This window comes from Microcoleus sp. B3-D2 (assembly GCF_036705345.1).
GTDB lineage: Bacteria > Cyanobacteriota > Cyanobacteriia > Cyanobacteriales > Microcoleaceae > Microcoleus.
This window is the reverse complement of sequence record NZ_JAUBUG010000017.1, coordinates 38,940-62,963: the sequence shown is the minus strand read 5'-3', so window position 1 is coordinate 62,963 and position 24,024 is coordinate 38,940. Positions and strand designations below refer to the sequence as shown.

Here is a 24,024-nt window from a genome sequence, read left to right as displayed (position 1 = left end):
TCATCCGGTATTTTAAGGAAATCAGCCATGCGACTCTCTCAAATGCTTTTTGTTACCCTGCGTGAAGACCCGGCAGAAGCAGAAATTCCCAGCCACAAACTATTACTCCGTGCCGGATACATCCGGCGCATCGGTAGCGGAATTTACGCTTATCTCCCATTAATGTGGCGAGTTCTCAAAAAAGTCTCTCAAATTGTGCGCGAAGAAATGGACGCTACCGGCGCTCAAGAATGCCTCCTCCCGCAATTGCAACCAGCCGATTTGTGGCGGGAATCCGGCCGCTGGGATACCTATACTCAAGCTGAAGGTATTATGTTTGCAATGACAGACAGGCAGCAGCGAGAATTGGGACTGGGCCCAACGCACGAAGAAGTAATTACTACAATTGCTAAAGATATGATTCGTTCCTATCGGCAATTGCCTGTACATCTATATCAAATTCAAACTAAGTTTCGCGATGAAATTCGCCCGCGTTTCGGGTTGATGCGCGGTCGCGAATTCATTATGAAAGATGGCTATTCTTTCCACACTAACGAAGAAAGCCTGAAAAAAACTTATCAGGATATGGCTCAAGCTTATAGCAATATGCTGCGCCGCTCTGGCTTGCAATTCCGAGCCGTAGATGCTGATTCGGGAGCAATTGGCGGTTCTGGTTCCCAAGAGTTTATGGTGCTGGCTGAAGCGGGCGAGGATGAAGTTCTTTATACTGAAGACGGTCAGTATGCAGCTAATGTGGAAAAGGCTGTATCGATGCCTGCTGATGCCGAACCGTCGCCATTTGCAACTTTTGAAAAGCGGGAAACGCCGGGAACTGAAACAATTGATAAACTTTGCAAGTTTTTGAAATGTTCTCCGACGCAAGTTGTCAAAAATGTGCTTTACCAGGCTGTTTACGATAATGGCATTACAGTCTTGGTATTGGTAAGCATTCGCGGCGACCAAGAGGTGAATCAGGTAAAGTTGCTGAATGAATTGACGAAGTTAGCGGGCAATTATCAAGCTAAAACAGTTTTATTTTTGACTGTTCCGGATGCGGAAGCTCAGCGGAAATGGGCTGCTAAATCTTTACCTCTGGGTTATATGGCTCCCGATGTTGCTGATGATTATATCGCTGGAAGCAAGGACGTAAACTCTAAGTTTTTGCGTTTAGTCGATCGCACTGCAGTGGACCTGACAAACTTTGTCACTGGTTCAAACGAATCAGGATACCACGTTGTCGGGGCCAATTGGAACAAAGAATTTCCCCTGCCAGCAACGGTTGTGGGTGTCAGAACAGCCAAAAAGGGCGATCGGGCCGTGCACAACCCCGAACAAACCTTGCAAAGCGCCAGAGGCATCGAAGTCGGCCACATCTTCCAATTAGGCACAAAATACTCCCAAGCAATGGGCGCCACCTACACCAGCGAACAAGGCGAAGAAATGCCCTTTGTGATGGGCTGCTACGGCGTCGGCGTGTCGCGGCTAGCTCAATCGGCCGTAGAACAATCCTACGACAAAGACGGGATAATTTGGCCAGTGGCGATCGCCCCGTATCACGCCATCATTAGCATCCCCAATATTTCCGACGCCCAACAAGTAGAAGTCGCCGAAAAACTCTACGCAGAACTCAACCAATCTGGCATTGAAACCTTGCTAGATGACCGCGACGAACGAGCCGGAGTTAAATTCAAAGATGCCGATCTAATCGGCATTCCCTATCGCATTGTTCCGGGTCGTTCGCTGAAAGCAGGTAAAGTTGAAGTCGTGGAAAGAGCAACTCACAAATCCCAGGAAATTCTCATTGATGAAGTAAATTCTACTTTAAAACAGTGGATTGAAGCCGCCATCAGCTAAGACTTTTTAACCAGTAAGGTGCGCGCTGCACCTATATTTAGGATCGCAATCTGCGCGGTGTACACCCTACATTAGCTCCCCTTTTGGGAGCATCTCAATGAAAGCACTCCAGCTAGAAATTGGAGTTTGGAGGCAAGAGACAGGAGGCAGGAGGCAGAAGAAGTGTTTTTACAAATATGAGATGCTCCCCCCTCTTTCCTCTTCCTTCTTCCGACTTCCATCGGACTGACATCCATTACATCCGTTACATCCGTTACATCCGTCGAGCGAATCCGTTGCCGAACTTCCTTCTGATGTGAAATTATCTAAAACTTAAAACTCGATATGAATCTGAACCTAAATCAGTTTCTTCGATTCCCTCAATCCCGAATTGGGCGGTACTTAGTTCAAGTAACTGTCGTTGCTGTCGCTTACGCCGTGGGGGCGAGGCTAGCAATGTCAATTCAAGGTGTTAGTCCCTTCGCTTCCTCGGTGTGGCCGCCCGCAGGAATTGCACAAGCTGGACTTTTATTGTTTGGAAGAAAAGTCTGGCCTGCCATAATTTTGGGTACATTTCTGCTAAATTTTGTTAACCCAAATGAACAGATATTCGCGGTTTGGCTGGGAGGAAACGCCGGGGCCATTCTGCAAGCTGTTTTTGCAGTAACTGCCCTGGGCTGGATGGGGTTTCGTCCATCCCTCGATCGCTTGAAAGATGTAGTTAATTTAATCTTGTTTGGCGGTATAATTTGTACTCAAATCAGTTGCACTATTGGCGCCTTTTCCCTATATTTAGCGGGCAAAGTAGATTGGGCAGAATATTGGTCGGTTCGATGGGATTGGTGGTTGGGAGACACAATGGGAGTTTTAATTTTAACTCCCTTAATCCTAATATTTTTTCGCCCTAAAGTAACCGCCGCTCGTTTAAAAAGAAAAACAGACCGCCAGCAAAGATATCTAATTTGGCGGGCAGTATGGTTAATATTATTAATAGGGATGAGCTGGCTGGTCTTTGTCTCGAAAAATGAAGCTTCTATTTCTCGTTATCCCCTGGAATATTTGCCGTTTCCTTTGATAATTTGGTCAGCCCTCCAATTCGGTCAACGAGCCGCTGTCCTAGCATCGTTCATTGTCTCAAGCATCGCAATTATGGGCAGTTCTCAGGGAGGGGGACCGTTCATAGCCAAAGCCGACAATATCACTCAGGCTATCTTATTTTTGCAAGCTTTTATGGCTGTAGTTACAATTACCTCGCTGTTATTGGCAGCGACAGTAGCTGAACGCGCCGAGGCAGAAAATTCCCTGCGAGAAAGCGAAATTAAATATCGAGAATTGGTGGAAAATGCTAGCAGCATTATTCTGAAATTGGATGCTAACGGCAATATTACTTTTTTTAACGAATTTGCGGAAATATTCTTTGGCTACACTCAGGAAGAAATCATTGGTAAAAATGCACTGGGAACAATTATTCCACAGACAGACCTCGAAGGGAAGAACTTAGAGTTGGTTTATAATGAAATTTTACAAAATCCCGATCGCTTTACCAGCTATGAAAATGAAAATATCCGGCGCAGTGGCGATCGCGTTTGGGTATCTTGGGCAAATAAACCGCTGGTTGGTTCAGCGGGAGAAATCCTGGGAATCCTCTGCATCGGCACAGATATCACCGAGCGCCGAAAAGCTCAAATAGCGCTGCAAAAGCTGAATGAAAAGCTGGAAATCCGAGTAGAAGAGCGGACAAATGCCCTGAAACAAAGCGAACTTCAGCTACAGAAACAGAAATCGGCATTAATTGATTTAGCCAAAAATAAAGCGCTGAATCAAGGCGACTTAACAAAAGCGCTTCAACAAATAAATGAAACTGCTAGCCGTACTCTGGAAGTTGCCCGATCGAGCGTCTGGCTGTACGATCGCACTAAATCCAAGATGGAGTGCCTGGATTTGTTCGATCGCGCTGTCAACCAGCACTCACACGGTTTGGAATTAGCAGCAGCAGACTATCCTGTCTATTTTCAAGCACTGCGAGAAGAACGCGCAATTGCTGCCTTTGACGCGCAAAACGATTTTAGAACTAGAGAATTTCGGAAATCTTACCTAATTCCGTTGGGCATCACTTCCATGCTAGATACGCCGATTCAAATAGGTGGAGAAACAGCAGGAGTCCTCTGTTTAGAACACGTAGGAATGCCCCGCCCTTGGACGATTGAAGAACAAAGTTTCGCTGTTTCTCTAGCAGACTCTGTAACTTTCGCAGTGGAAGCGCGAGAACGCCAGCGCGCTGAAGAAGCGCTGCGGCAAGCTGAGGCAAAATACCGCAGCATTTTTGAAAATGCGATCGTCGGCATCTTTCAAACTACTCCAGAGGGGGAATATCTCAGCGTCAACCCTGCTTTAATTCGTATTTACGGTTACAGTTCCTGTGAAGAGTTGAAGGAGAATTTAACTAATATTAACCGCCAGCTATATGTATGCCCCAAGCGCCGCGCCGAAGTCATTAATTTAATGCAAAAACACGGCAAAGTATCAGATTTTGAATCTCAAGTTTACCGCCAAGATGGCAGTATAATTTGGATTGCGGAGAATGCTTATACTGTCTGCGACAGACATGGAAATTTGCTTTACTACGAAGGTACTGTTCAAGATATCACAACTCGCAAACAAGCTGAGGCAGCTTTGCACTTAGAACAAGAAAAATCCGACCGTCTCCTGCTCAACGTTTTACCGCAAGCGATCGCCGACAGATTAAAACAAGACCAAAGCATCATCGCCGATACTTTTGCCGAAGTAACAGTATTGTTTGCAGATATAGTCGGTTTTACCAAAATTAGTTCCCAAATTTCTCCGCCGGAATTAGTTTCCTTGCTTAACGACATTTTTTCCACATTCGATCGCCTAGCAGAAAAGCACGGATTGGAAAAAATTAAGACGATTGGCGACGCTTACATGGTAGTAGGAGGATTGCCAATGCCCCGCAGCGATCATGCAGAGGCGATCGCCCAAATGGCCCTGGATATGCAGCAGGCAATTACTGACTTCAGCGATACCCACAAGCAAGATTTTAGCATCAGAATCGGCATCAACAGCGGCCCGGTTGTCGCCGGAGTCATCGGCATTAAAAAATTTATTTACGATTTGTGGGGAGACACCGTTAACACCGCTTCCCGCATGGAATCCCACGGCTTGCCGGGGTGCATTCACGTAACAGAGACAACTTATCAGCAATTGCGAGAAAAGTATGTATTTGAAAACCGCGGCGCGATCGAAGTCAAAGGCAAAGGCGAGATGAACACTTATTTTCTTACAGGTATCAAGTTATAGCTTAAGGAAGAATGAAGAAAGAATAAGCAATATAATAAGTCAGGTTTAAGAATTAATAATTTCTCGATCTTCGGGCGCGGTTGCTATAGTTATTTAAACATATAACACTCAGTATGAACCCCAAAAGACATCAGTTTCTGCGATTTCATCAATCTAGAAATTGGCAATACTTAGCAAAAGTAGCTGTCCTGGCTTTTGCTTACGCTTTGACAGCAAAAATAGCAGTTTCAATCCCCGGCGTAAATAAATTAGCTACCTGCGTCTGGCCGCCCGCAGGAATTGCACAAGCGGCAATTTTATTATTGGGTCGCCGCGTTTGGCCGGGAATAGCTTTAGGCGTATTTTTTTACGAAACTATTAACCTTAAGGTGTCTTTAACACTTGCAACGATTAGTGCCTTTTGCGCTTGTTTACAAGCTTTATGTGCCTTTACTTTGCTGCAACAGCTAAAGTTTCGCCCCTCACTCGATCGGCTGATCGATGTAGTCAATTTAATTTTCTGCGGGGCTGTAGTTGCCACTCAAATCAACTCCACTCTCGGCACCTTTCGCCTCTGTGTAACTGGTTTAGTGGACTGGAGCGAATATTGGCACATTCGATGGAATTGGTATCTCGGAGATACATTAGGAGTTTTAATTTTTACTCCCCTGCTGTTGATTATATACAACCGCCAACAAGCGCCAACCCCTTCACCAATTACAGGTTCTCAAACCATTCTAAATCGCATCGGTGCCGGAATATGCCTGCTGTTATTAGTAACAGTGAGTTGGCTAGTATATAACTCAAAAAGTGAAGGTAGTCTCTCCGGTTATCCCCTCGAATACTTGCCCTTTCCCTTAGTAATTTGGGCAACCATTCAATTCGGCCAGGGGGGGGCTGTTTTAGCATCTTTCATTGTATCCACTATCGCCATTTGGGGCGGTTCTCAAGGAGGCGGCCCCTTTATTTCAAAAGCCGAAAATATCAATCAGGCAATCTTATTTTTGCAGGCTTTTATGAGCGTAATTGTAGTTACATCGCTGCTGTTGGCCACCACTGTAGCCGAACGCGCATCAGCAGAGGATTCGCTGCGGCAAAGCGAAATTAAGTATCGGGAATTAGTCGAGAATGCTAACAGCATTATTTTAAAACTAGATACGGAAGGAAATATTACTTTTTTTAACGAATTTGCACAGATTTTTTTTGGTTACGATGAAAAAGAGATAATTGGCAAAAACGCAGTGGGAACCATCATTCCCCAGAGAGATACAAGAGGAAATGACTTGGCAGCAAAGTTGAGAGATATTTTGCAAAACCCAGAACAATACACGGGAAATGAAAATGAAAGTATCCGGCGCAGCGGCGATCGCGTTTGGGTATCGTGGGCAAATAAACCGCTGTTTGACGCGGCAGGAAAGTTCGCGGGAATGCTGGCAATCGGTACGGATATCACAGACCGCAGGCGGGCTGAAATGCAGCTTGTAAAGCTGAATGACGAGTTAGAGTTTAGAGTAGAAGAACGGACTAATGCTCTTAATGATACTTTAAAAGCACTGCGATATCAGCAGGAACAATCCGATCGCTTGCTGTTGAATATTTTGCCTGAAGAAATAGCAAATCGGTTGAAGCGGGGAGACAGTACGATAGCAGACACTTTTGCTGATGTTACTGTGTTATTTGCAGACATAGTAGGCTTTACTCAACTCAGTTCGCGAGTTTCTCCAACGCAATTAGTTGCCTTGCTGAATGACATCTTTTCGACATTTGACAACCTAGCAGAAAGGCACGGATTGGAAAAAATTAAGACGATTGGCGACGCTTACATGGTAGTTGGAGGCCTCCCCATTCCTCGCCCGGATCACGCAGAAGCGATCGCAGAAATGGCTTTGGATATGCAGCAAGCAATTATTGACTTCAGCAATACCCACAGCCAAGCTTTCAGCATCAGAATTGGCATCAACACTGGCCCTGTTGTTGCCGGAGTTATTGGTATTAAAAAATTTATTTACGATTTGTGGGGAGACACCGTTAACACCGCTTCCCGCATGGAATCTCACGGCTTGCCGGGGTGTATTCAGGTAACAGAGACAACTTATCAGCAGTTGCGAGAAAAGTATTCCTTTGAAAACCGCGGCGCGATCGAAGTTAAAGGCAAAGGCCAGATGACTACTTATTTACTGAAATGCCGAAAATAGCTTTAGTAAAGGTTTTTCTCTAAAAGTAAGGGCGATCGCACTTCCAAGTGTGCGATCGCCCTCATTTTAATTTAGCCAAGTTTTTTAAAGCTTGTACAGGTTAATTCCAGCTTCCTTCGCCATGATTTCCAAACCCTTGTTTTGCAAGGTTTTAATCGCTTTTGTAGAAAGGTGCAATCTTACCCAGCGCTTCTCCTGCGGCCACCAAACCCGCTTCCACTGCAAATTGGCGTCTTGCAATTTGTGAGTGCGGTGGTGCGAGTGAGAAACTGCAAAACCGTTATTCGCCTTCTTTCCCGTTAGCTGACATTTCCGTGACATATTGCGCTCCAGATTACCGTTTTTTGCGTGCAGCCTTTTATTATATAGCAACAGCGCAGAACCCCCCTAGCCCCCCTTGTTAAAGGGGGGACAAAAAACACCCGATCGCCCGCTCAGCAATAGAAATAAACTCTTGCTCCCCCCCTTAGCAAGGGGGGGTTGGGGGGGTAATTACATTGCACGTTCAGTCAATTTTGTCAAGACTTGATTCGATCGCTCGACAAAATCCTTCATCCCTTCAGCATCGAAACCCTTCTGGGCCATCAAAGCCAAGTCGTAAACGTGGTGACAAATCATACTCGCCAACTGACTTGACGGAGACTCCCCGCCGCCTTGAATAATCGCACCCTGACTCAAACTCGCCAGATTTTGAATCAGCGGGTGAGAGGTATTCACCAGCAAAACGTGTTCTTCGGGGAATTCGGCGGCTTGCTGCTGCAAAAGCGCCGTCATGTCGCGCATCCGGCGCAAAGCTTCCGGCAAAAGTACGATCGCAGGTGGCGTCGCCTCCGCAGAGTCAGACTTCAAAGCTTCTGTGCGAATGTTCACTTTCGGCTTATTGAGAGCTTTTTGGAACATTTCTTTAACTTGTTCGCTGCGAGTCTTATTCGTCGCCGGATCGACAATTTCCGCTTCTTTCTCTTTGTCAATTAGCGTTTCGTCGATGTCGGAATCAACCCGGGAGAATTTAACATCTGAGTATTCTCTTTCCAAGAAGCTGATAAAGTGCGTGTCGATGAAAGAATCCATAAACAGCACTTCTAAACCTTGGCTTTTGTGCATAGCAACGTAAGTTGCTTGAGACGCCGGATCTGTACAATAAAACACGCGATTTTCGTGGCGTTTTTGATTTCGTTCCAAATACTCTTTCAGCGTCGTGTAAGGCTGGGTGGAAGTAGAAGTTTCAGACTTCGGAGTGACATCTTGCCACAAATCTCCTTCCTCACTTTGCACCTGAACTTCGGGCGTTACAGTTTCTGGCTTCTCGGCTGTTGGTTCGTAGGTGCTGCGGTAGATTAAGATATCTTCGACTTGCTTTTTGAACTTGTCATCGTTGAGAGTTCCGAACTTGACAAAAGTGCCGATATCTTGCCAGCAGCGGATGTATTCGTCACGGTCGTCGCGGTAGAGTTCTTTCAGGCGATCGCCCACTTTTTTCGCAATATAATCAGCGATTCTCCGCACAGTGCGATTGCTTTGCAGCGAACTGCGAGAAACGTTCAGCGGAATGTCGGTACTGTCAATGACTCCCCGCAGCGGCATCAAGAATTTCGGGATAATTTCTTCGCAGTGGTCGCTGACAAAAACCTGATTGCAGAATAGCTTAATATTGCCTTGGGTAACATCGACATCCGGCCGCAGTTTCGGAAAGAAAAGAATTCCGTTAACAATGAAAGGATAATCTGTATTCAGGTGTACCCACAGCAGAGGCTCGTCTTGGAACGGGTAAAGGTAGCGGTACAGTTCTAAATAATCTTCCTTCTGCAAGTTGCTGGCTGAGTCCCGCCAAATTGCCTTGTGCTTGTTGAGTTCCTCACCCTCAAATTTGATGGGAACCGGCATGAAATCGCAGTAAGTTTTGATTAACTGCTTGATGCGAGTGGGTTCTAAATATTCTTCTTCTTCGTCTTGGAGGGTAAGAGTAATAGTAGTGCCGCGTTCCGTGCGGGAAGATTCTGATAGTTCAAAAGCGGGAGAACCGTCGCAAGACCAGTGTACTGCTTGGGAGCCTTCTTGGTAAGAAAGAGTATCAATCTGTACTTTCTTCGCCACCATGAAAGAAGAGTAGAAACCTAGGCCGAAGTGACCAATGATTGCGTCGTCGCCGCTGCCTTGGTATTTTTGAATAAATTCTTCTGCGCTGGAGAAAGCGACTTGGTTGATGTATTTTTTTACCTCATCGGCGGTCATGCCGATGCCGTTATCGGAAATTGAGAGGGTTTTGTTTTCTTTGTCGATCGCTATGTTGATTTGCGGTTCGCCCATGTCGCCGCCGTATTCGCCGGAACGGGAAACCATTTTGAGTTTGGCAATGGCATCGACGCCGTTAGAAATTAGTTCCCGCAAGAAGACTTCGTGGTCAGTGTATAGCGACTTCTTGATAATCGGGAAAATATTTTCGGTATGGATTGAGATTGTTCCCTGTTCTAAAACTGTCATAATTTTTCTCTCTGATGACTGCTAATTGCTTAGAAATAGCTATTTAATGATTTTCGGCGATCGTGTTCTCTTCTGCAAAAGGGATTACCACAAATAGATGATTCGGTTTTCCCCACATCTTGGACAATTCTCAATAAGCCTTTCACGGGCTGGCTAGAAAATCCCAACTCCTACTCCCCACAAGATAATTCACTTTTTGTGGAACAGGCCAGAAAGACCTGTTAAGCGAAGATCGTGCAAGATGTCAGTTTCCCTCACATAGTAGCTCACAAAGGCAACTGCAGGAGAAAGGTGCTGCCGGAACCCAATTCGCTGCGGGCGCTGAGGCTGCCGCGGTGGGCGCGGGCTATGGTTTGGGCGATCGCCAATCCCAGTCCCGAACCGCCGGTATGGCGCGATCGATCGCTGTTGACTCGGTAAAATCGATCGAATATTCGCTCTAAATCTGCCGCCGCCATCCCAATACCGGTATCTTGAACCTGAACGATCGCCTCTTGGTGGCTGCAATCTAAAATAACTGTTACTTTCCCGCCCGCCGGAGTGTATTGAATGGCATTAACAATTAAATTAGCAACTAACCTATAAAGTTGGTCGGAATTGCCGACAACATTTAATTGCTGCTGCACTCGCACTTCGGATGTTAACGCTACCTTAGAAGCGATCGCCATTGCTGCCAATTCCTCGACTAAATCGCTAACCAAGTCATTCAAACAACACAATTGAGGGCGATCGCGTATCGCCTGATTATCCATGCGAGCCAGCAGCAGCAAATCAGCAACTAACTGAGTCAATCGTCGGTTTTGGCGATCGATCGTCCGCAAAATTTCCCGCGCTTCTTTTTCATCTAATTGAGGCGTCAACAGCGCCGATTCTACAGTCGCCTGCGAAGCCGCTAAAGGCGTCCGCAATTCGTGGGCGGCATCCGCTGTAAACTGTTGGATTTGTCGGTAGGAAGAATAAATCGGTTTCATGGCCAATCCTGCCAACAACCAACTAGCAAAGCCTATCAAAATCAATGCTGTAGGCAATCCTAATTTCAAAACCCATTTCACTGTACTGAGATAATCATTGAAGTCTTGCAGGCTGCGCCCAACTTGAAAATATCCCCAATCTTGCTGTGTTTTGGTGTGTAGCGCTACAGAAATTTGGTGGTAAACATTGCCTTTGTTGTCAGTTATTGTTTGCCAGTATTGGGAGTTAAATTGTGGTGGTAATTCTTCGGGATAAGCGCCTGCTGTAGCAATTAATTTCCCGGAATAATCAAATAAACGAATATAGTAATAGCCTTGGTTGATCGCGCTTAAAATATGGCGGCTTGGCAACTGTTCTTTAATGCCTTTAACTCCAATTAGGCGGAGGTTGGGCAAAAGTTCGTTTACTATTGGCTCCAAGCGTCCGGGCTGCTGCAATTTGAGTTCTAGGCTGTCGTGTAGCGTCCCCGCTACCGATTCTAATTCTCGGTCTATGGCTACCCAGTGAGCGTGGGCGATCGCCTTGTATACGCCAAATCCCAACAAGCTTAAAATCAAACCCATTACAGCCGCATAGGAAATGGCTAATTGCCAGCGAGTTCGGTTAAATAGTTTATTTTGATTCATTTAAACTTAGATTTTATATAATTGTTAAGAACAGGCAAGATGCCTGTTCCACAAAGTTAAATTTTACTCCTGATTTTACTCGTTCCCAGGCTCTGCCTGGTAACTCATATCCAGATGCTCTGCCTCCAATTTTCATGGAATCTCTTCGAGGCAGAGCCTCGGTAAATCGGTTTCCAGGCAGAGCCGGGAAACCAGTTAATTTTCATGTTTTAGGAGTTCTGCATATTCGCTTATTCCGAGTTCCGCAAGTTGTCGGTCTTCTTCGGCAAATTCGCCGTAGAGTGCAGCTAAGTTAGTTTCATCGATTGCTGCAATAGTAGCTAATCTGGCACGGAATTTTAGGAATGCAATAAATTCAAATACTTGTTTTAGTTGTTCTAGATCGAGATTTTCTAACTCTTGTTGGATTAAATCTTTCATAGCAGTCATTTTTACGATCGAGTTTTCTATATTCTACGGATTCCCAGATTCGGGCTGGGAAGCCCTAGAATGCTTAAGAACAGGCAAGAGGCCTGTCCCACAAAAATTAAATTTTATTGTGGGGGCAACCGGAGAACCCCCCCTACTTTAATTTCTCATGCGGTATCCGACGCCGTGAACGGTTTCAATTAAATTCGCGCCGCCAACCGACTCAAGTTTGCGCCGCAGCAAGCGCACTTGAGCTGCTACCACATTGCTAAAGGTATCTGCACTCGCCTCCCATAGCTGATTCCGAATTTGGTCAGTGGTGATAATTTGGTTGGGATGTTTCATCAAGTATTCTAGCAGTTGAAACTCTTTGTTTGTTAAAGCAATTATCTGGCTGTTGCCACTTCGATCGAGATGCCACACAGTTCGATTCCCGCAGTCCAAAACCAGATTTCCTACTTGTAGCTGTTGCGGTTGAATTTGGGGCGATCGCCTTTGCAAAGCCCGCAATCTTGCTAACAGTTCCGCCATCCCAAACGGTTTAACTAAATAATCGTCAGCCCCTGCATCTAGTCCCGCAACTTTATCTTCCATTCGGTCTTTGGCTGTTAGCATCAAGACGGGCAGAGCGCTATTTTTAGCACGCAATCTCCGCAGCAGTTCCAACCCTGACAATCCTGGTAGCAACCAGTCAAAAATAGCCAGGTTATATTGCGTCCAGTGACTGTCTAAATATTCCCAAGCTTCATTGCCATCTAGGGCCCAATCAACTATATATTTTTCCTGCTTTAAAGTGCGGTCGATCGCTTTCCCTAAATCTGGTTCGTCTTCAACTAGCAAAACTCTCATAACTCTAATTTATAGCGCTAAATCCTTATACATTGTTAGCGATGGGCAGCATCTACCCCAACATTTAAGCTCACATACTGAGATGAAATCAGCATGAAATATTCTGAATTCGCAGAAAAAGAGAACTGTTGACAATGATTGACAACAAGCTGGTAATGTCTTATAATCAAGTACCAGTGAATTTTTGAGAAATATTTTCAATAAGTATGACAGATTTATCCGATCGTCCCGCCATTAAAAAGGCTGGGCGCTGGAGTCGCCGCCAACTGCTACAGCTAGGAATAGCTGGGGCTGGGGTAGCGGGCGGCGCGATCGCACTTCAAAATTTGACTCGCAAACCGACATCAGCCGCGAGAATACCGCCCATCCCCGCAGATGCACTCACCGTCAGCAATATCAACCCGATGCAAATTGCGCGGGATTTTGATTACGGCACAGTGACGCGCGAAAACGGGCGCACGGTACGCGAATTTCGGCTGGAAGCTAATACTTCGATCGTCCAACTTAACAGCGCCGTCACTTTCAACACCTGGAACGTCAACAATCGCGTGCCGGGGCCGACATTAAGGGCAACAGAGGGCGATCGTATCCGCGTCATTTTTTATAACAAAGCCGGAGATTCTCATTCGCTGCACTTTCACGGCGTTCATACCAGCGAAATGGATGGCGTTAAACCAGTGAAACACGGTTCGGTATTTATTTATGAATTCGATGCCAATCCCTACGGAGTGCATCTATATCACTGCCATATTGAGCCCGTAACTCGCCATATAGGTAAAGGACTCTATGGAATGTTCATCATCGATCCGCCAAAACCTCGTCCTCCCGCCGATGAAATCCTGTTAATCATGGGGGGATATGACGTAAACGACGACAAAAAAAACGAACTTTACGCTTTTAACGGGTTGCCCAATTATTACATGAACAACCCGATACCTATTTACCGAAATCAGCTAATCCGGCTGTACGTTCTTAACCTGATTGAGTACGAAGCGGCAGTGACTTTTCACCTGCACGCCAACTTTTTTGACGTATATCGCACGGGAATGACTTTAACTCCCAGTGAAAGAACCGATGTCATCACAATGGGAGTAGCTGAACGGCATATTTTAGAATTTACCTACGGCTACGCTGGAAAATTTATGTTTCATCCCCATCAAGATGCGATCGCCGAAGCAGGCTGCATGGGTGTATTTGAAGTCATCACTTAAACCACATCCTGCTACCAGGGTGCACCGATTCAAATAAAGTATGAAATTATTTGACAAGCTCGATCGCAAATAGGTAGAATGAATAGCTCGCAAATAATTGAGAATTATTCTTAATAACTTGCGAAACCAAATGCACATAACGTAAAAATTAGCAACTGCCATGTTATCCACATTTCGTTTATTACCTACAGTCACTGCTACAGCCATCCTCGTTGCTCTTGCTGGTTGCGCTTCCCCCACAACCAGCAACACCGACAGCACACCCTCACCCGCTGCCACAGCCAGTCCCGCATCCACAAGCGGTCACAGCGGGCATCACGGCGGCAAAGGCGGCATCAACATCAATACTGCCATTCTTTCAGAGTTAGATAAACTCGAAGCCAAGTTAGGAGTGCCGGCACTTTCTAACAAAATTCAAGCCAGCCGCCCTTACGGAAAAGTCGAAGAATTGGTTTCAAAAAATGTCATTACTCAAGCGCAATTCGACCAAATCAAAGACTTGGTAACTATTGAAAATGTGGTGCTGACAGGCGAACCCAAAGATGTAGATTACATGACTAAACTTGGCTTGATGAAAGGGCATCTTTTCGTAGCCCAAGAACTCTTGGATCAAGGCAAACCCGACCAGGCAGAACCGCACATCGGGCATCCAGTCGAAGAAATTTATGCCGATGTGGAAGATCAGCTAAACGAGCGTAAAATTCCTGAATTTAAGGCTACTTTAATTAAATTGCAGGATTTAGTTAAAGCGGGTGCAAAAGATCCGGCTCAAGTGAAGGCGGAATTTGACACATCTATGCAAGCAGTTGATGGAGCAATTGCCGCCCTTCCCGAAACGCAGCGAAAAGATCCGAAATTCGTGCTGCAAGTGATTAACGGCTTGCTGGATACAGCTAATTCCGAATACGGAGCGGCAGTTGCTAACGGCAAAATTTCCGCAATTATTGAATACCAAGATTCGCGGGGTTTTGTCATGTACGCGGAAAGCCTGTACAAAGATATTGCCGAGCAAGTGGCTAAAACTAGCCCCGAAACCGACAAAGCAATTGTTGCCAACATGACTGAACTGAAGGCAAATTGGCCAACTGCGATCGCGCCAGCAGCCCCCGTAAAAACCACGGAACAAGTCAACCAGCTAGTTAAAGCGATCGAGAACGACAGCCAAAAAGTTCTCAAACCAGCCTCTTAAAAAAGTTAACTGAAACCGCCAACGGTAATTGGTAAAAAAAATACCAATTACCTCCCGATATTACCTAAACTAAAAAGATGAATTTTAGCGAAGCATTGCCCACATTTGTAATTACTCTCCGCGAAGGAGTCGAAGCCGCCTTAGTTGTCGGAATCGTTCTCGCTTGCCTCAAAAAGTCGGGACAAAGCTATTTAAGCCCTTGGGTTTTTGGGGGTGTTGGGGTTGGACTTATTGCCAGCGCTTTGATAGGTGTACTGTTGGTCTGGACGATGCAAATTTTGTCCGCATCCAATCAGCCTTTTGCACCGATTATGGAATTGCTGCTAGAAGCAATCTTTGGGCTGATAGCGATCGCAATGCTGAGCTGGATGCTGATTTGGATGACCAAGCAAGCGCGATTTATGAAAGCCGAAGTTGAAGGCGCTGTGAGTGCCGCCTTAACGCAAAACTCTCATGCCGGTTGGGGCGTATTTAGTTTAGTTTTTATTGCTGTTTTGCGCGAAGGGTTTGAAACTGTTTTGTTTGTCGTCGCCAAGTTTCAACAAGGCATTATTCCAGCCCTCGGCGCTTTGGGCGGCATTCTCTCAGCCACCGGACTTGGTGTCCTGCTGTTTAAATGGGGAGTCAAAATTAATATCCGCCTGTTTTTCAAATATATGGGCATTTTATTGCTCTTCATTGTAGCAGGCTTAGTGGTATCTACTTTGGGACTTTTTGACAGCGGGATGAATATTTTATCGCAAACAAATCGCGAATCAGCAGCACTGTGTTTCTATTACGAAAGATTTACTAAAATCCACTCTTGCATTCTCGGGCCGATGGTCTGGAATACCTCGCAACTGCTTCCCGAAGACAAGTTTCCCGGTTTGTTGTTGAGTGCGCTGTTTGGCTACACGGATAAGCTATATGTCGTGCAGGCCTTGGCTTATTTCGTATTTTTAATTACCGTCGGCGGGATTTATTTTCAAAGTTTGGCGGGTCGAGTCTTTTTTCCCTTCAAAAAAACTCATGTAATGAAGTAGGAAATTAAGTGCGATCGAAATACGATCGGCTTTTTAGTCTGAACTTCCCCCTGGAAATATACTTACACAAACTCAAAAGCCTTTCATAACAAAGGTTTTAATTGTTGATAAATAAAATATGTACCCATGTAGATGATTGATATCTGTTTGTAATCGGCAATTATATTGAATCTACAACAATTGAGCGCGATCGCCTGCATCAGCTATTGCTGATAAATGGGTACAAATTGTCAGCTCAACAGTTGCATCCTTTGTTGAGTAAGAGTTTTAGGAATGTTAGTACATTTTTATGGGGGAAGTCCAGTCTATTGGTGGCCGGAGGCAAAAGTTTAATCATCGTTAATCGGCCCGACATGATAGAAATCATCCGCCTGCACACGATCTATGCACTCCCTCAATTTTTCAGCCAGCACCTGTACGTGGGGTTCTTGTAGCATACTAAAGGTATCGCCAGGAACATCATGGATATCCAATCCTCCCGGAGCCAGTTCGCTCCATCCCAAATCAGGGTCTAAGAAGCCCATGTTATCGATAGGCCGGAAGAGAGTCACTTGCTCCGGGTAAACCTGCATTGGTGCGAACGCCCACTCCGTATTTCCCTCCTCTTTTTTCTTTCGATAAGTGAAGCTTTGGAAAGCTGGAGGCAAAGGACGCCCCATACGCTCGTAAAACTCGCAGTAAATACTCATTAGCCGATTCTTGGCTTCCTCTACCCTCCTCTGCCTTAACAAGTAGGCGGGGCCAATTCGTAAAAAGTTATTCCAGTGCGCCAACACCCGCTCTTCGACTGGCATTATTTTGATGGCTTTATCATCTTTTAAAGTATCTAATAAGGCTAGCAGAGCTACCTTTTGACCTTGCGTGTGGAGCTGCTGGGCCACCTCATAGGCTATTCGCCCCCCGCAATATATACCTGCTAGAAAATAAGGACCTTCAGGTTGGATGATTCGCATTTCTTTGAGGTAGTGAGCCACAAGGTCCTCAATCTTATTCAAAGAAACTTCCTCCATAATCCCTACTGCTAGCCCATAAATGGGTTGTTCAGGATCTAGATGACCGGCCAAAGGGCGACAAAACTTTAGACCCTCGCCAAGTACATGGAAAAAGAACAAAGGCGGTTTAGAACCTCCGGGTTTAATTGTCACCACCGTTTGCCAAGAAGGTGCTGACCATCCTTTCTGGCGGAGAATGTTGGTCAGTTGCTCAATGGTTGGTGATTGGAAGAGGGTAGCCAGGGGGAGATTTTTCCCGAAGGCTTTCTCGATTTGTGCCAATAGGCGCACGGCTAGTAGAGAGTGTCCTCCCACGTCAAAGAAATTGTCCTTCACACTGATGGGCTTTTTGGGTAAAACGTTTTCCCAAATTTTTGTTAGTTGGATTTCTAAATCATCGCTGGGAGGCACAAAGGTACTTGCTGGATCTTGCCTGAGCTGGCTGGGTGCGGGCAGGAGGCGCTGGTCTATTTTCCCGTTGGGTGTTAGGGGTAGGGTGTCTAAGAAAACGAAGGCTGATGGCACCATATAGTCAGGGAGCTTTTGCTTGAGGAAGCATCGTAGTTCGTCGGTAGTGGGTTTCTGCTGTTGCTTGGAAACAATGTAGGCAACTAAACGTTTGTCGCTTTCATAGTCAACCCTTGCTGTTACTACACACTGCTGCACAGTAGGATATTGGGATAGAGTTGACTCAACCTCCCCCACTTCGATGCGGAAACCACGAATTTTGACTTGATTATCTATGCGACCGAGAAACTCAATGTTGCCGTCGGGTAGATAACGAGCTAGATCCCCACTTTTATAAAGGCGTGTCCCTGGTTCATTGCTAAAGGGGTTGGGAATAAATTTATCTTTGGTCAAATCGGGGCGGTTGAGGTAGCCTCTGGCGATGCCTGCACCACCAATGTGGATCTCGCCCGGTACACCAATGGGAACAGGATTCAAATATTTATCCAGCAGATAGATCTGCATATTGGCAATAGGGCGACCAATCGGAACCTGTGTTCTGAGTGCCGAAGACTGACAATGATATACAGTGCTCCAGACCGTTCCTTCGGTTGGACCGTATTCGTTGAACAAAGATGTCTGAGCCAGCAGCTTAGTATGGCGTTCAACCAACTCTCTGGAACACGGTTCGCCTGCCACAATAACACTACGAAGACAAGTGATCTGTTGTGGTTCCGCTTGCTCCCAAATCAGGTTATAGAGAGATGGAAGACTCAATAAATGCGATACATGATGTTGAGCAATTAACCTTGTAAGGTGTAACAGCTCTTGTTGGAAGTTTGCTGGTGGTAGTACAAGTATGCCTCCCTGGCACAATGTCCAAAAGATGCCTGCGATCGAACTGTCAAAACCAAACGACGAAAGTAAGAAGAAACTGGTGACGGGTTCGCTGTAATAAGAAATACGAGCACTGGTGGAGTGGACTAGGTTTTGATGGGTTACCAGCACTCCTTTGGGTTTCCCTGTAGAACCCGATGTGTAGATTGTGTAAGCCAGGTTATCGGCCGTCACGCGGATGACGGGTTTTTCCTCGCTCTCTTGGGCGATTACTTCCCAGTCGGTGTCCAAGCAGAAACGCTGTGCTTTGTACTCGGAAAAACCTGCAACTAGCTTCTGTTGGGTTAATAGCACCGCCACCTGGGCATCTTCGAGCATGAAGGCTAGACGATCCTGGGGATACGATGGGTCTAACGGCAAATAAGCCCCACCAGCCTTGAGAATGCCTAGGAGTCCTACGATCATCTCTAGCGATCGCTCTACACAAATTCCGACCAGCATTTCTGGTTCCACACCCAATTTTTGCAGGTGGTGTGCTAGTTGATTCGCTCGTTGATTCAACTGGAGGTAGGTTAGCTGTTCCTCTTCAAAGACCACCGCGACGGCATCGGGTGTACGCTCTACTTGGGCTTCAAATAACTGATGGATACAGGCTTGATTGGGGTAATCTGTCTGGGTATTATTCCACTCCACTAACAGTTGATGCTGTTGGGCTCCACTCAAGAGGGGCAGATTCCAGAGGCGCTGTTCTGGGTTGGCGACGATGCCTTCGAGCAAGGTCTGAAAATGGTTCGTCATCCGTGTGATAGTGAGGGGGTCGAACAAGTCTGTGTTGTATTCAAACCAGCCCCTGATGCCCTCGGCACTCTCTTCTAGTTCAAGGGTTAAATCAAACTTTGCTGTGCCGTTATGGACTTCCAGAGGGGTTAGACTTAGACCCCGAAACTCTAAAGCCGATATCGGGGCATTCTGGAGAACAAACATCACCTGAAACAGGGGGTTACGGCTCAAATCCCGTTCTAGTTGCAGTTCCTCTACCAACTTCTCGAAAGGCAAATCCTGGTGAGCATAGGCTCCCAAAGCCACTTCACGCACCCGACCTAGCAATTCCCGGAAACTTGGATCGCCTGAAAGCTCAGTTCGCAGCACCAAAGTATTGACAAAAAATCCAATCAACCCTTCGATTTCAACGCGGTTGCGATTAGCAATGGGAGAACCAACAATAACGTCTTCCTGACCTGTATATCGGTAGAGTAGTATCTGGAAGACCGCCAGTAAGGTCATAAACAAAGTAACGCCTTCCTGCTGTGAGAGCGCTTTGAGGGCATCGGAACTTTTCTTAGGCAGTTCCAGAGATTGCCTTGCACCTCGATAAGTTTGAACTGGTGGTCGGGGGCGATCGGTGGGCAACTCCAGCACGGGCAACTGACCACCTAGATGGCGCTTCCAGTAGTTAAGTTGAACCTCCAACACCTCACCGACGAGCCACTCGTTCTGCCAGGCAGCAAAGTCAGCATATTGGATAGGTAGTTCAGGCAATGACGAGGACTTCTCAGTGGAAAAAGCTTCATAAAGCGCCGTCAATTCCCGCATAAACACACCAAGAGACCAGCCGTCGGAGACGATGTGGTGCATGGTCAACAGCAGCAAATATTCCTCTTCTCTCAGGTGCAAGAGTTTGACGCGAAACAATTGTTCATTAACCAAGTCAAAGGGGCGCTGAGCTTCCTCAGTAGCTAACCGTTGAGCTTCCACCTCCCGTTGAGTCTCAGGAAGTTCCCGGAGGTCTACTATTGGCAACAGCAAGGTAACAGCCGGATGAATGACCTGAATTGGCTGCCCATTCACAGCACTAAAGGTAGTCCGTAGAGCTTCGTGACGCCTCACAATTTCACTTAAGCTCTGCTCTAGTGCCGTCACGTTGAGCGAACCTTTCAAGCGAATAGCGTTAGGGATGTTATACAGGGGCGTCCCAGATATCAATTGGTCGAGGAACCACAGCCGCTGCTGAGCAAAGGACAGAGGCAGGTCTCGCTCGCGTGAGATGGGACTAATGGGCAGAGCCTGTAGACTGCCTTTTTCGGCTCGGCTGGCTGTCTCGACGCTATAAGCCAAGCCAGCTAGGGTAGGCTCCTCAAAGAGAGTATGCAGGGGGAGTTCTACTCCGAAAGCTTCGCGCACGCGAGAAATGACTTGAGTTGCTAGTAAGGAATGTCCCCCCAACTCAAAGAAGTTGTCGTGAATGCCCACCCACTCAAGCCTGAGAACTTCGCTCCAGATGCCCGCGAGCACTTCCTCAAAAGGCGTAAGATGCGGCACAAAAGTTTCTTCGAGATTTGATCTTGTCCCGTCAGGCACTGGCAGAGCGCGGCGATCCACCTTACCGTTGGGCGTCAGGGGCACCGCTTCGAGCTGCACAAATGCAGAAGGTATCATGTGATCGGGCAGTTTCTGCTTTAGGTCGCGACGCAGTTCACTGATGGAGAGGACTTGCTCCTGGCTGGCAACCACATAGGCCACGAGGCGCTTGTCATTAAGGTCGTAGTCCTGGTCTATAACTACGGCATCCTGAACAGCCCGGTTTTGCATCAGCACTGCCTCAATCTCGCCCAGCTCGATGCGGAAGCCACGAATTTTCACCTGATTATCGATACGACCGAGAAACTCGATGTTGCCGTCCGGTAAATAGCGGGCTAAGTCTCCAGTTTTGTACAGACGTGCTCCGGGTTCGTCACTAAAGGGGTTGGGGATAAACTTCTGGGTCGTCAACTCTGTCCGGTTGAGATAGCCCCGAGCTAAACCGTCGCCACCGATGTGCAGTTCACCCGTGACTCCGATGGGGACGGGTTGGAGAGACCGATCCAATATATAAAGCTGAGTATTGGCAATAGGACGACCAATTGGAACCAAACCTGATAGGGTGGTCTGAGCCGGAACCTCATAGACACAGCATCCAACAACCGTTTCTGTTGGACCGTATTCGTTGATTAGTCTAGTTTCAGGTGCGTGAGTCTGCCAGAATGAAATGCTCTTTTTCGAGAGAGCCTCGCCACCGATAATTAAGGCTCTTGTCTGACCCGCCACCTGCTTACTGGGTAATAACTCACTGAGTAGTGCCAGATGGGCCGGGGTGATTTTGACGAGGCTAAAATTACTTTGAGAACACAAGACGGCACTAAGAGCCTCTATCTCCTGCTTCTCTGGGAGGAAGACTACCCTCTGTCCTACCAATAGGGGAGAGAATAAGCTGGTAATGGTCGCGTCGAACCCGATCGAAGAATGAACCGGAGAACCAACCCCATCGGCTACTGCATACGCTTTTATGCACCAGCTAAGATAATTGACCAATCCTTGGTGGACAATCATCGTTCCCTTTGGTTTCCCGGTTGACCCAGATGTGTAAATTATATAAGCCAAGTTGGCGGCATTAACCCCGCTGTTGAGATTCTCCTCACTCTCCTGAGAAATTAACCCCCAACCTGTATCCAAGCAGATCGCTAACGCACCTTGTTCAGGCAATCCAGTTAGCAACTTCTCTTGGGTCAATAGCACCGACACCTGTGAGTCTGACAGCATGAACGCTAGACGTTCTTTCGGATACGCAGGATCTAGAGGCACGTAGGCTCCACCCGCTTTGAGAATACCGAGAAGCCCCACCATCATCTCAAGCGATCGCTCTACGAAAATCCCCACTAAAACCTCTGGTCCTACCCCCAGTTTTTGCAGGTAGTGCGCTAGCTGATTGGCTCTTGCATTCAGTTCCCGATAGGTCAACTGTTTGTCTTCATAAACTACCGCCACCGCATCAGGTGTCTGCTCCACCTGAGCCTCAAATAACTGATGGATACACTTATCCTTGGGGTAATCTGCCTGAGTATCATTCCACTCCACCAGAATTTTGTGACAATCCTGCTCAGATAGCAGGGGAATTCCGGCAACGCGCCCTTTGGGGTCAGTTACGATACCTTGCAAAAAAGTAGCAAACTGATCCAACATCCTGGCAATGCTGTCACCATCCAATGCTTCGGTGTTATAAAGCCAACAGCATTCTTTCCCCTCTGACGGAATCACTAGGGTCAACTCATTACCAGACCCAGCTTGGTGGTCGTCTAGTTTTTCTACCCGTTCTACGACCACCGGAAAAATCGGCTCACGACTCAGATCAGGCAATGAACGAAGAGCCGGATACCTAGCTACGACATCACGCGCATAAGTCTTGTGAAGTTTGGTCAACTCCACCTGCTCCTCAAATGCTTTAAAAACTTCCTCAAAACTTTGCTCGTAGTCTATATGTACGCGACAAGAAACAATTGAGGCAAAAAAGCCTTCCAGTCCTATCAACTCCCGTTGCAGCTCAACATCTCTAAATCCGATATCAAAACATCCAGTTCCTCCAACACGGGCCACATAAGTAGCAAAAGCAGCAAACAGGAAGTCACTCTGATTCCAAGCAGGATAGCCCTCCTCCAGAAAGGTTGTGACCTCATGCGGTATGGACATCTTTACACTCGTGTACTGCTTTTGATTCAAGTGCGAGGCCGTTCTATCGGCATAGGGAACCGTGATGGGCTGTAACGTCGCCAGCTTCTCTACCCAGAAAGACTCGTGCTGAGCAATTAACCCATCAAACCTCTCAATACGCCTCGCCCTATCTGGCTCGATGTCCTTAAACTGATACCCAACTTGCAGTCCAAATCTCTCGACCAAATCAGGAATCGATAGCGCTTGACCATCGATGGTCAGCACTTGGCGCAGCGCTACCTCGTAACTTGCTGTAGAAACCGTCAAGAAGTTGGGTTCAATCGCCGTGATTGTTCCTGGAGACGACTTAGACAGGTCATCCTTAACTTCGAGTTTGGGGATAACGATCAAGTCGCTCCCTATAGCCAACTTCGCCACACCAAGGGGATTGGGGTAGGAACCAAAATCCAATGCCCTAATGTCGGCATCCATATCATAGGCACAACGATTGAACGAGAGTACACCTCCAGCAAAAAGTCTTTTTGAGTGTCCCAAATAGGTTCGCTCATCCAGATTTTGCTTGAAAGCTAACGCTTGACCACTTGAGCTCTCATCAACTAACTCTTCAAACGCACGAATTGCCGCTTCATGACATTTCCCCGTGAGAGAAAATGCTGTATCGTCATCAGCAATATCGATAGCAACCTGCTTCAGGATATCGCCGCCCTCAACCGAATCGCTCATCACATACCAGGTCACCCCATGAGTCTTCTCCCGGTGCATCAAAGCCCAAGAGGTAGCATTGAGTCCCGCATACTTCGGCAGTGGGGCGTCATGGTAGTCGATCGCTAACTGGCGCGGCAACTCCAAAATTTCTTTGGGTAATAGCGACCTGTTGACAATATTGAATAGGTAATCAAAAGGCTGTCGTCTTAAAAATGCTATGAGATTATCTGTTGGCTGGATGTGAGGTATGTCCTTTGCCTTCGCCCAGCTACTTATCGATGCATCAGGGGAGATGACACCGAAAATCTGATGACCTCGCTCTAAAAGAAGTTCAGCACATTGAATAAGTAAAGTTCCTTCTCCAATAATAAAGCAACTAAATTGATTCTGAATATACATCTTTGTATTGCTTATAGTTTGAGCCACTTAATTTACCAGTGTTTTCTACGGGGTCTTTCCACGGCGAAAGCAAATCCCTTCATTCCGTTGATAATCATTC

At 46.6% G+C, this 24,024-nt stretch carries 12 protein-coding genes; 6 read left to right on the top strand and 6 right to left on the bottom strand.

The genetic code is table 11. The features are described 5' to 3' along the window. Positions 1-27: 27 nt before the first annotated feature. The 3 genes from proS to QUB14_RS09215 all read left to right on the top strand — a co-directional run bounded on the left by proS (position 28) and on the right by QUB14_RS09215 (position 7,304). Positions 28-1,833 carry a proline--tRNA ligase gene (gene proS / locus QUB14_RS09225; RefSeq protein WP_333216297.1) on the top strand — a complete coding sequence of 602 codons (1,806 nt, stop codon included), beginning with the start codon at positions 28-30 and terminating at the stop codon, positions 1,831-1,833. Between the two features lie 324 nt (positions 1,834-2,157). Then, a complete protein-coding gene (locus QUB14_RS09220; RefSeq protein ID WP_333216295.1) occupies positions 2,158-5,130 on the top strand; it encodes an adenylate/guanylate cyclase domain-containing protein in 2,973 nt (990 codons plus the stop codon). A gap of 113 nt (positions 5,131-5,243) precedes the next feature. After that, positions 5,244-7,304, top strand: coding sequence for an adenylate/guanylate cyclase domain-containing protein (locus QUB14_RS09215; protein ID WP_333216293.1), 2,061 nt, complete (start codon positions 5,244-5,246; stop codon positions 7,302-7,304). An 84-nt stretch (positions 7,305-7,388) separates the two neighbouring features. On the opposite strand, the gene rpmB is transcribed toward QUB14_RS09215, so the two are convergent. The 5 genes from rpmB to rppA form a co-directional block, all read right to left on the bottom strand. After that, the gene (rpmB, locus tag QUB14_RS09210) at positions 7,389-7,625 is read right to left on the bottom strand and encodes a 50S ribosomal protein L28 (RefSeq protein WP_015177569.1); all 237 of its coding nucleotides are present in this window, start codon (positions 7,623-7,625) and stop codon (positions 7,389-7,391) included. Positions 7,626-7,796: 171 nt separating this feature from the next. Further along, positions 7,797-9,785, bottom strand: a complete 1,989-nt coding sequence (gene htpG, locus QUB14_RS09205) for a molecular chaperone HtpG (protein WP_333216291.1) — start codon at positions 9,783-9,785, stop codon at positions 7,797-7,799. A gap of 266 nt (positions 9,786-10,051) precedes the next feature. Next, complete coding sequence (gene rppB / locus QUB14_RS09200) at positions 10,052-11,383, bottom strand: two-component system sensor histidine kinase RppB (RefSeq protein ID WP_333216289.1); 1,332 nt, start codon at positions 11,381-11,383, stop codon at positions 10,052-10,054. 195 nt (positions 11,384-11,578) lie between these two features. Then, positions 11,579-11,803: a hypothetical protein gene (locus tag QUB14_RS09195; protein WP_333216287.1), complete on the bottom strand. Its 225-nt coding sequence runs from the start codon at positions 11,801-11,803 to the stop codon at positions 11,579-11,581. A gap of 147 nt (positions 11,804-11,950) precedes the next feature. Continuing rightward, positions 11,951-12,640 carry a two-component system response regulator RppA gene (gene rppA / locus QUB14_RS09190; protein ID WP_333216285.1) on the bottom strand — a complete coding sequence of 230 codons (690 nt, stop codon included), beginning with the start codon at positions 12,638-12,640 and terminating at the stop codon, positions 11,951-11,953. 206 nt (positions 12,641-12,846) lie between these two features. Between rppA and QUB14_RS09185 the strand changes: the two genes are divergently transcribed. The 3 genes from QUB14_RS09185 to QUB14_RS09175 all read left to right on the top strand — a co-directional run bounded on the left by QUB14_RS09185 (position 12,847) and on the right by QUB14_RS09175 (position 16,062). Beyond that, on the top strand, positions 12,847-13,851 hold the full coding sequence (locus QUB14_RS09185; RefSeq protein ID WP_333216283.1) for a multicopper oxidase domain-containing protein: 1,005 nt from the start codon (positions 12,847-12,849) through the stop codon (positions 13,849-13,851). 160 nt (positions 13,852-14,011) lie between these two features. Beyond that, positions 14,012-15,040, top strand: coding sequence for a helix-hairpin-helix domain-containing protein (locus tag QUB14_RS09180; protein WP_333216281.1), 1,029 nt, complete (start codon positions 14,012-14,014; stop codon positions 15,038-15,040). Positions 15,041-15,117: 77 nt separating this feature from the next. Then, the gene (locus QUB14_RS09175) at positions 15,118-16,062 is read left to right on the top strand and encodes an FTR1 family protein (RefSeq protein ID WP_333216279.1); all 945 of its coding nucleotides are present in this window, start codon (positions 15,118-15,120) and stop codon (positions 16,060-16,062) included. Between the two features lie 329 nt (positions 16,063-16,391). Here QUB14_RS09175 and QUB14_RS09170 read toward each other — a convergent pair whose 3' ends face one another. Continuing rightward, on the bottom strand, positions 16,392-23,924 hold the full coding sequence (locus QUB14_RS09170) for an amino acid adenylation domain-containing protein (RefSeq protein WP_333216277.1): 7,533 nt from the start codon (positions 23,922-23,924) through the stop codon (positions 16,392-16,394). Positions 23,925-24,024: the final 100 nt, after the last annotated feature.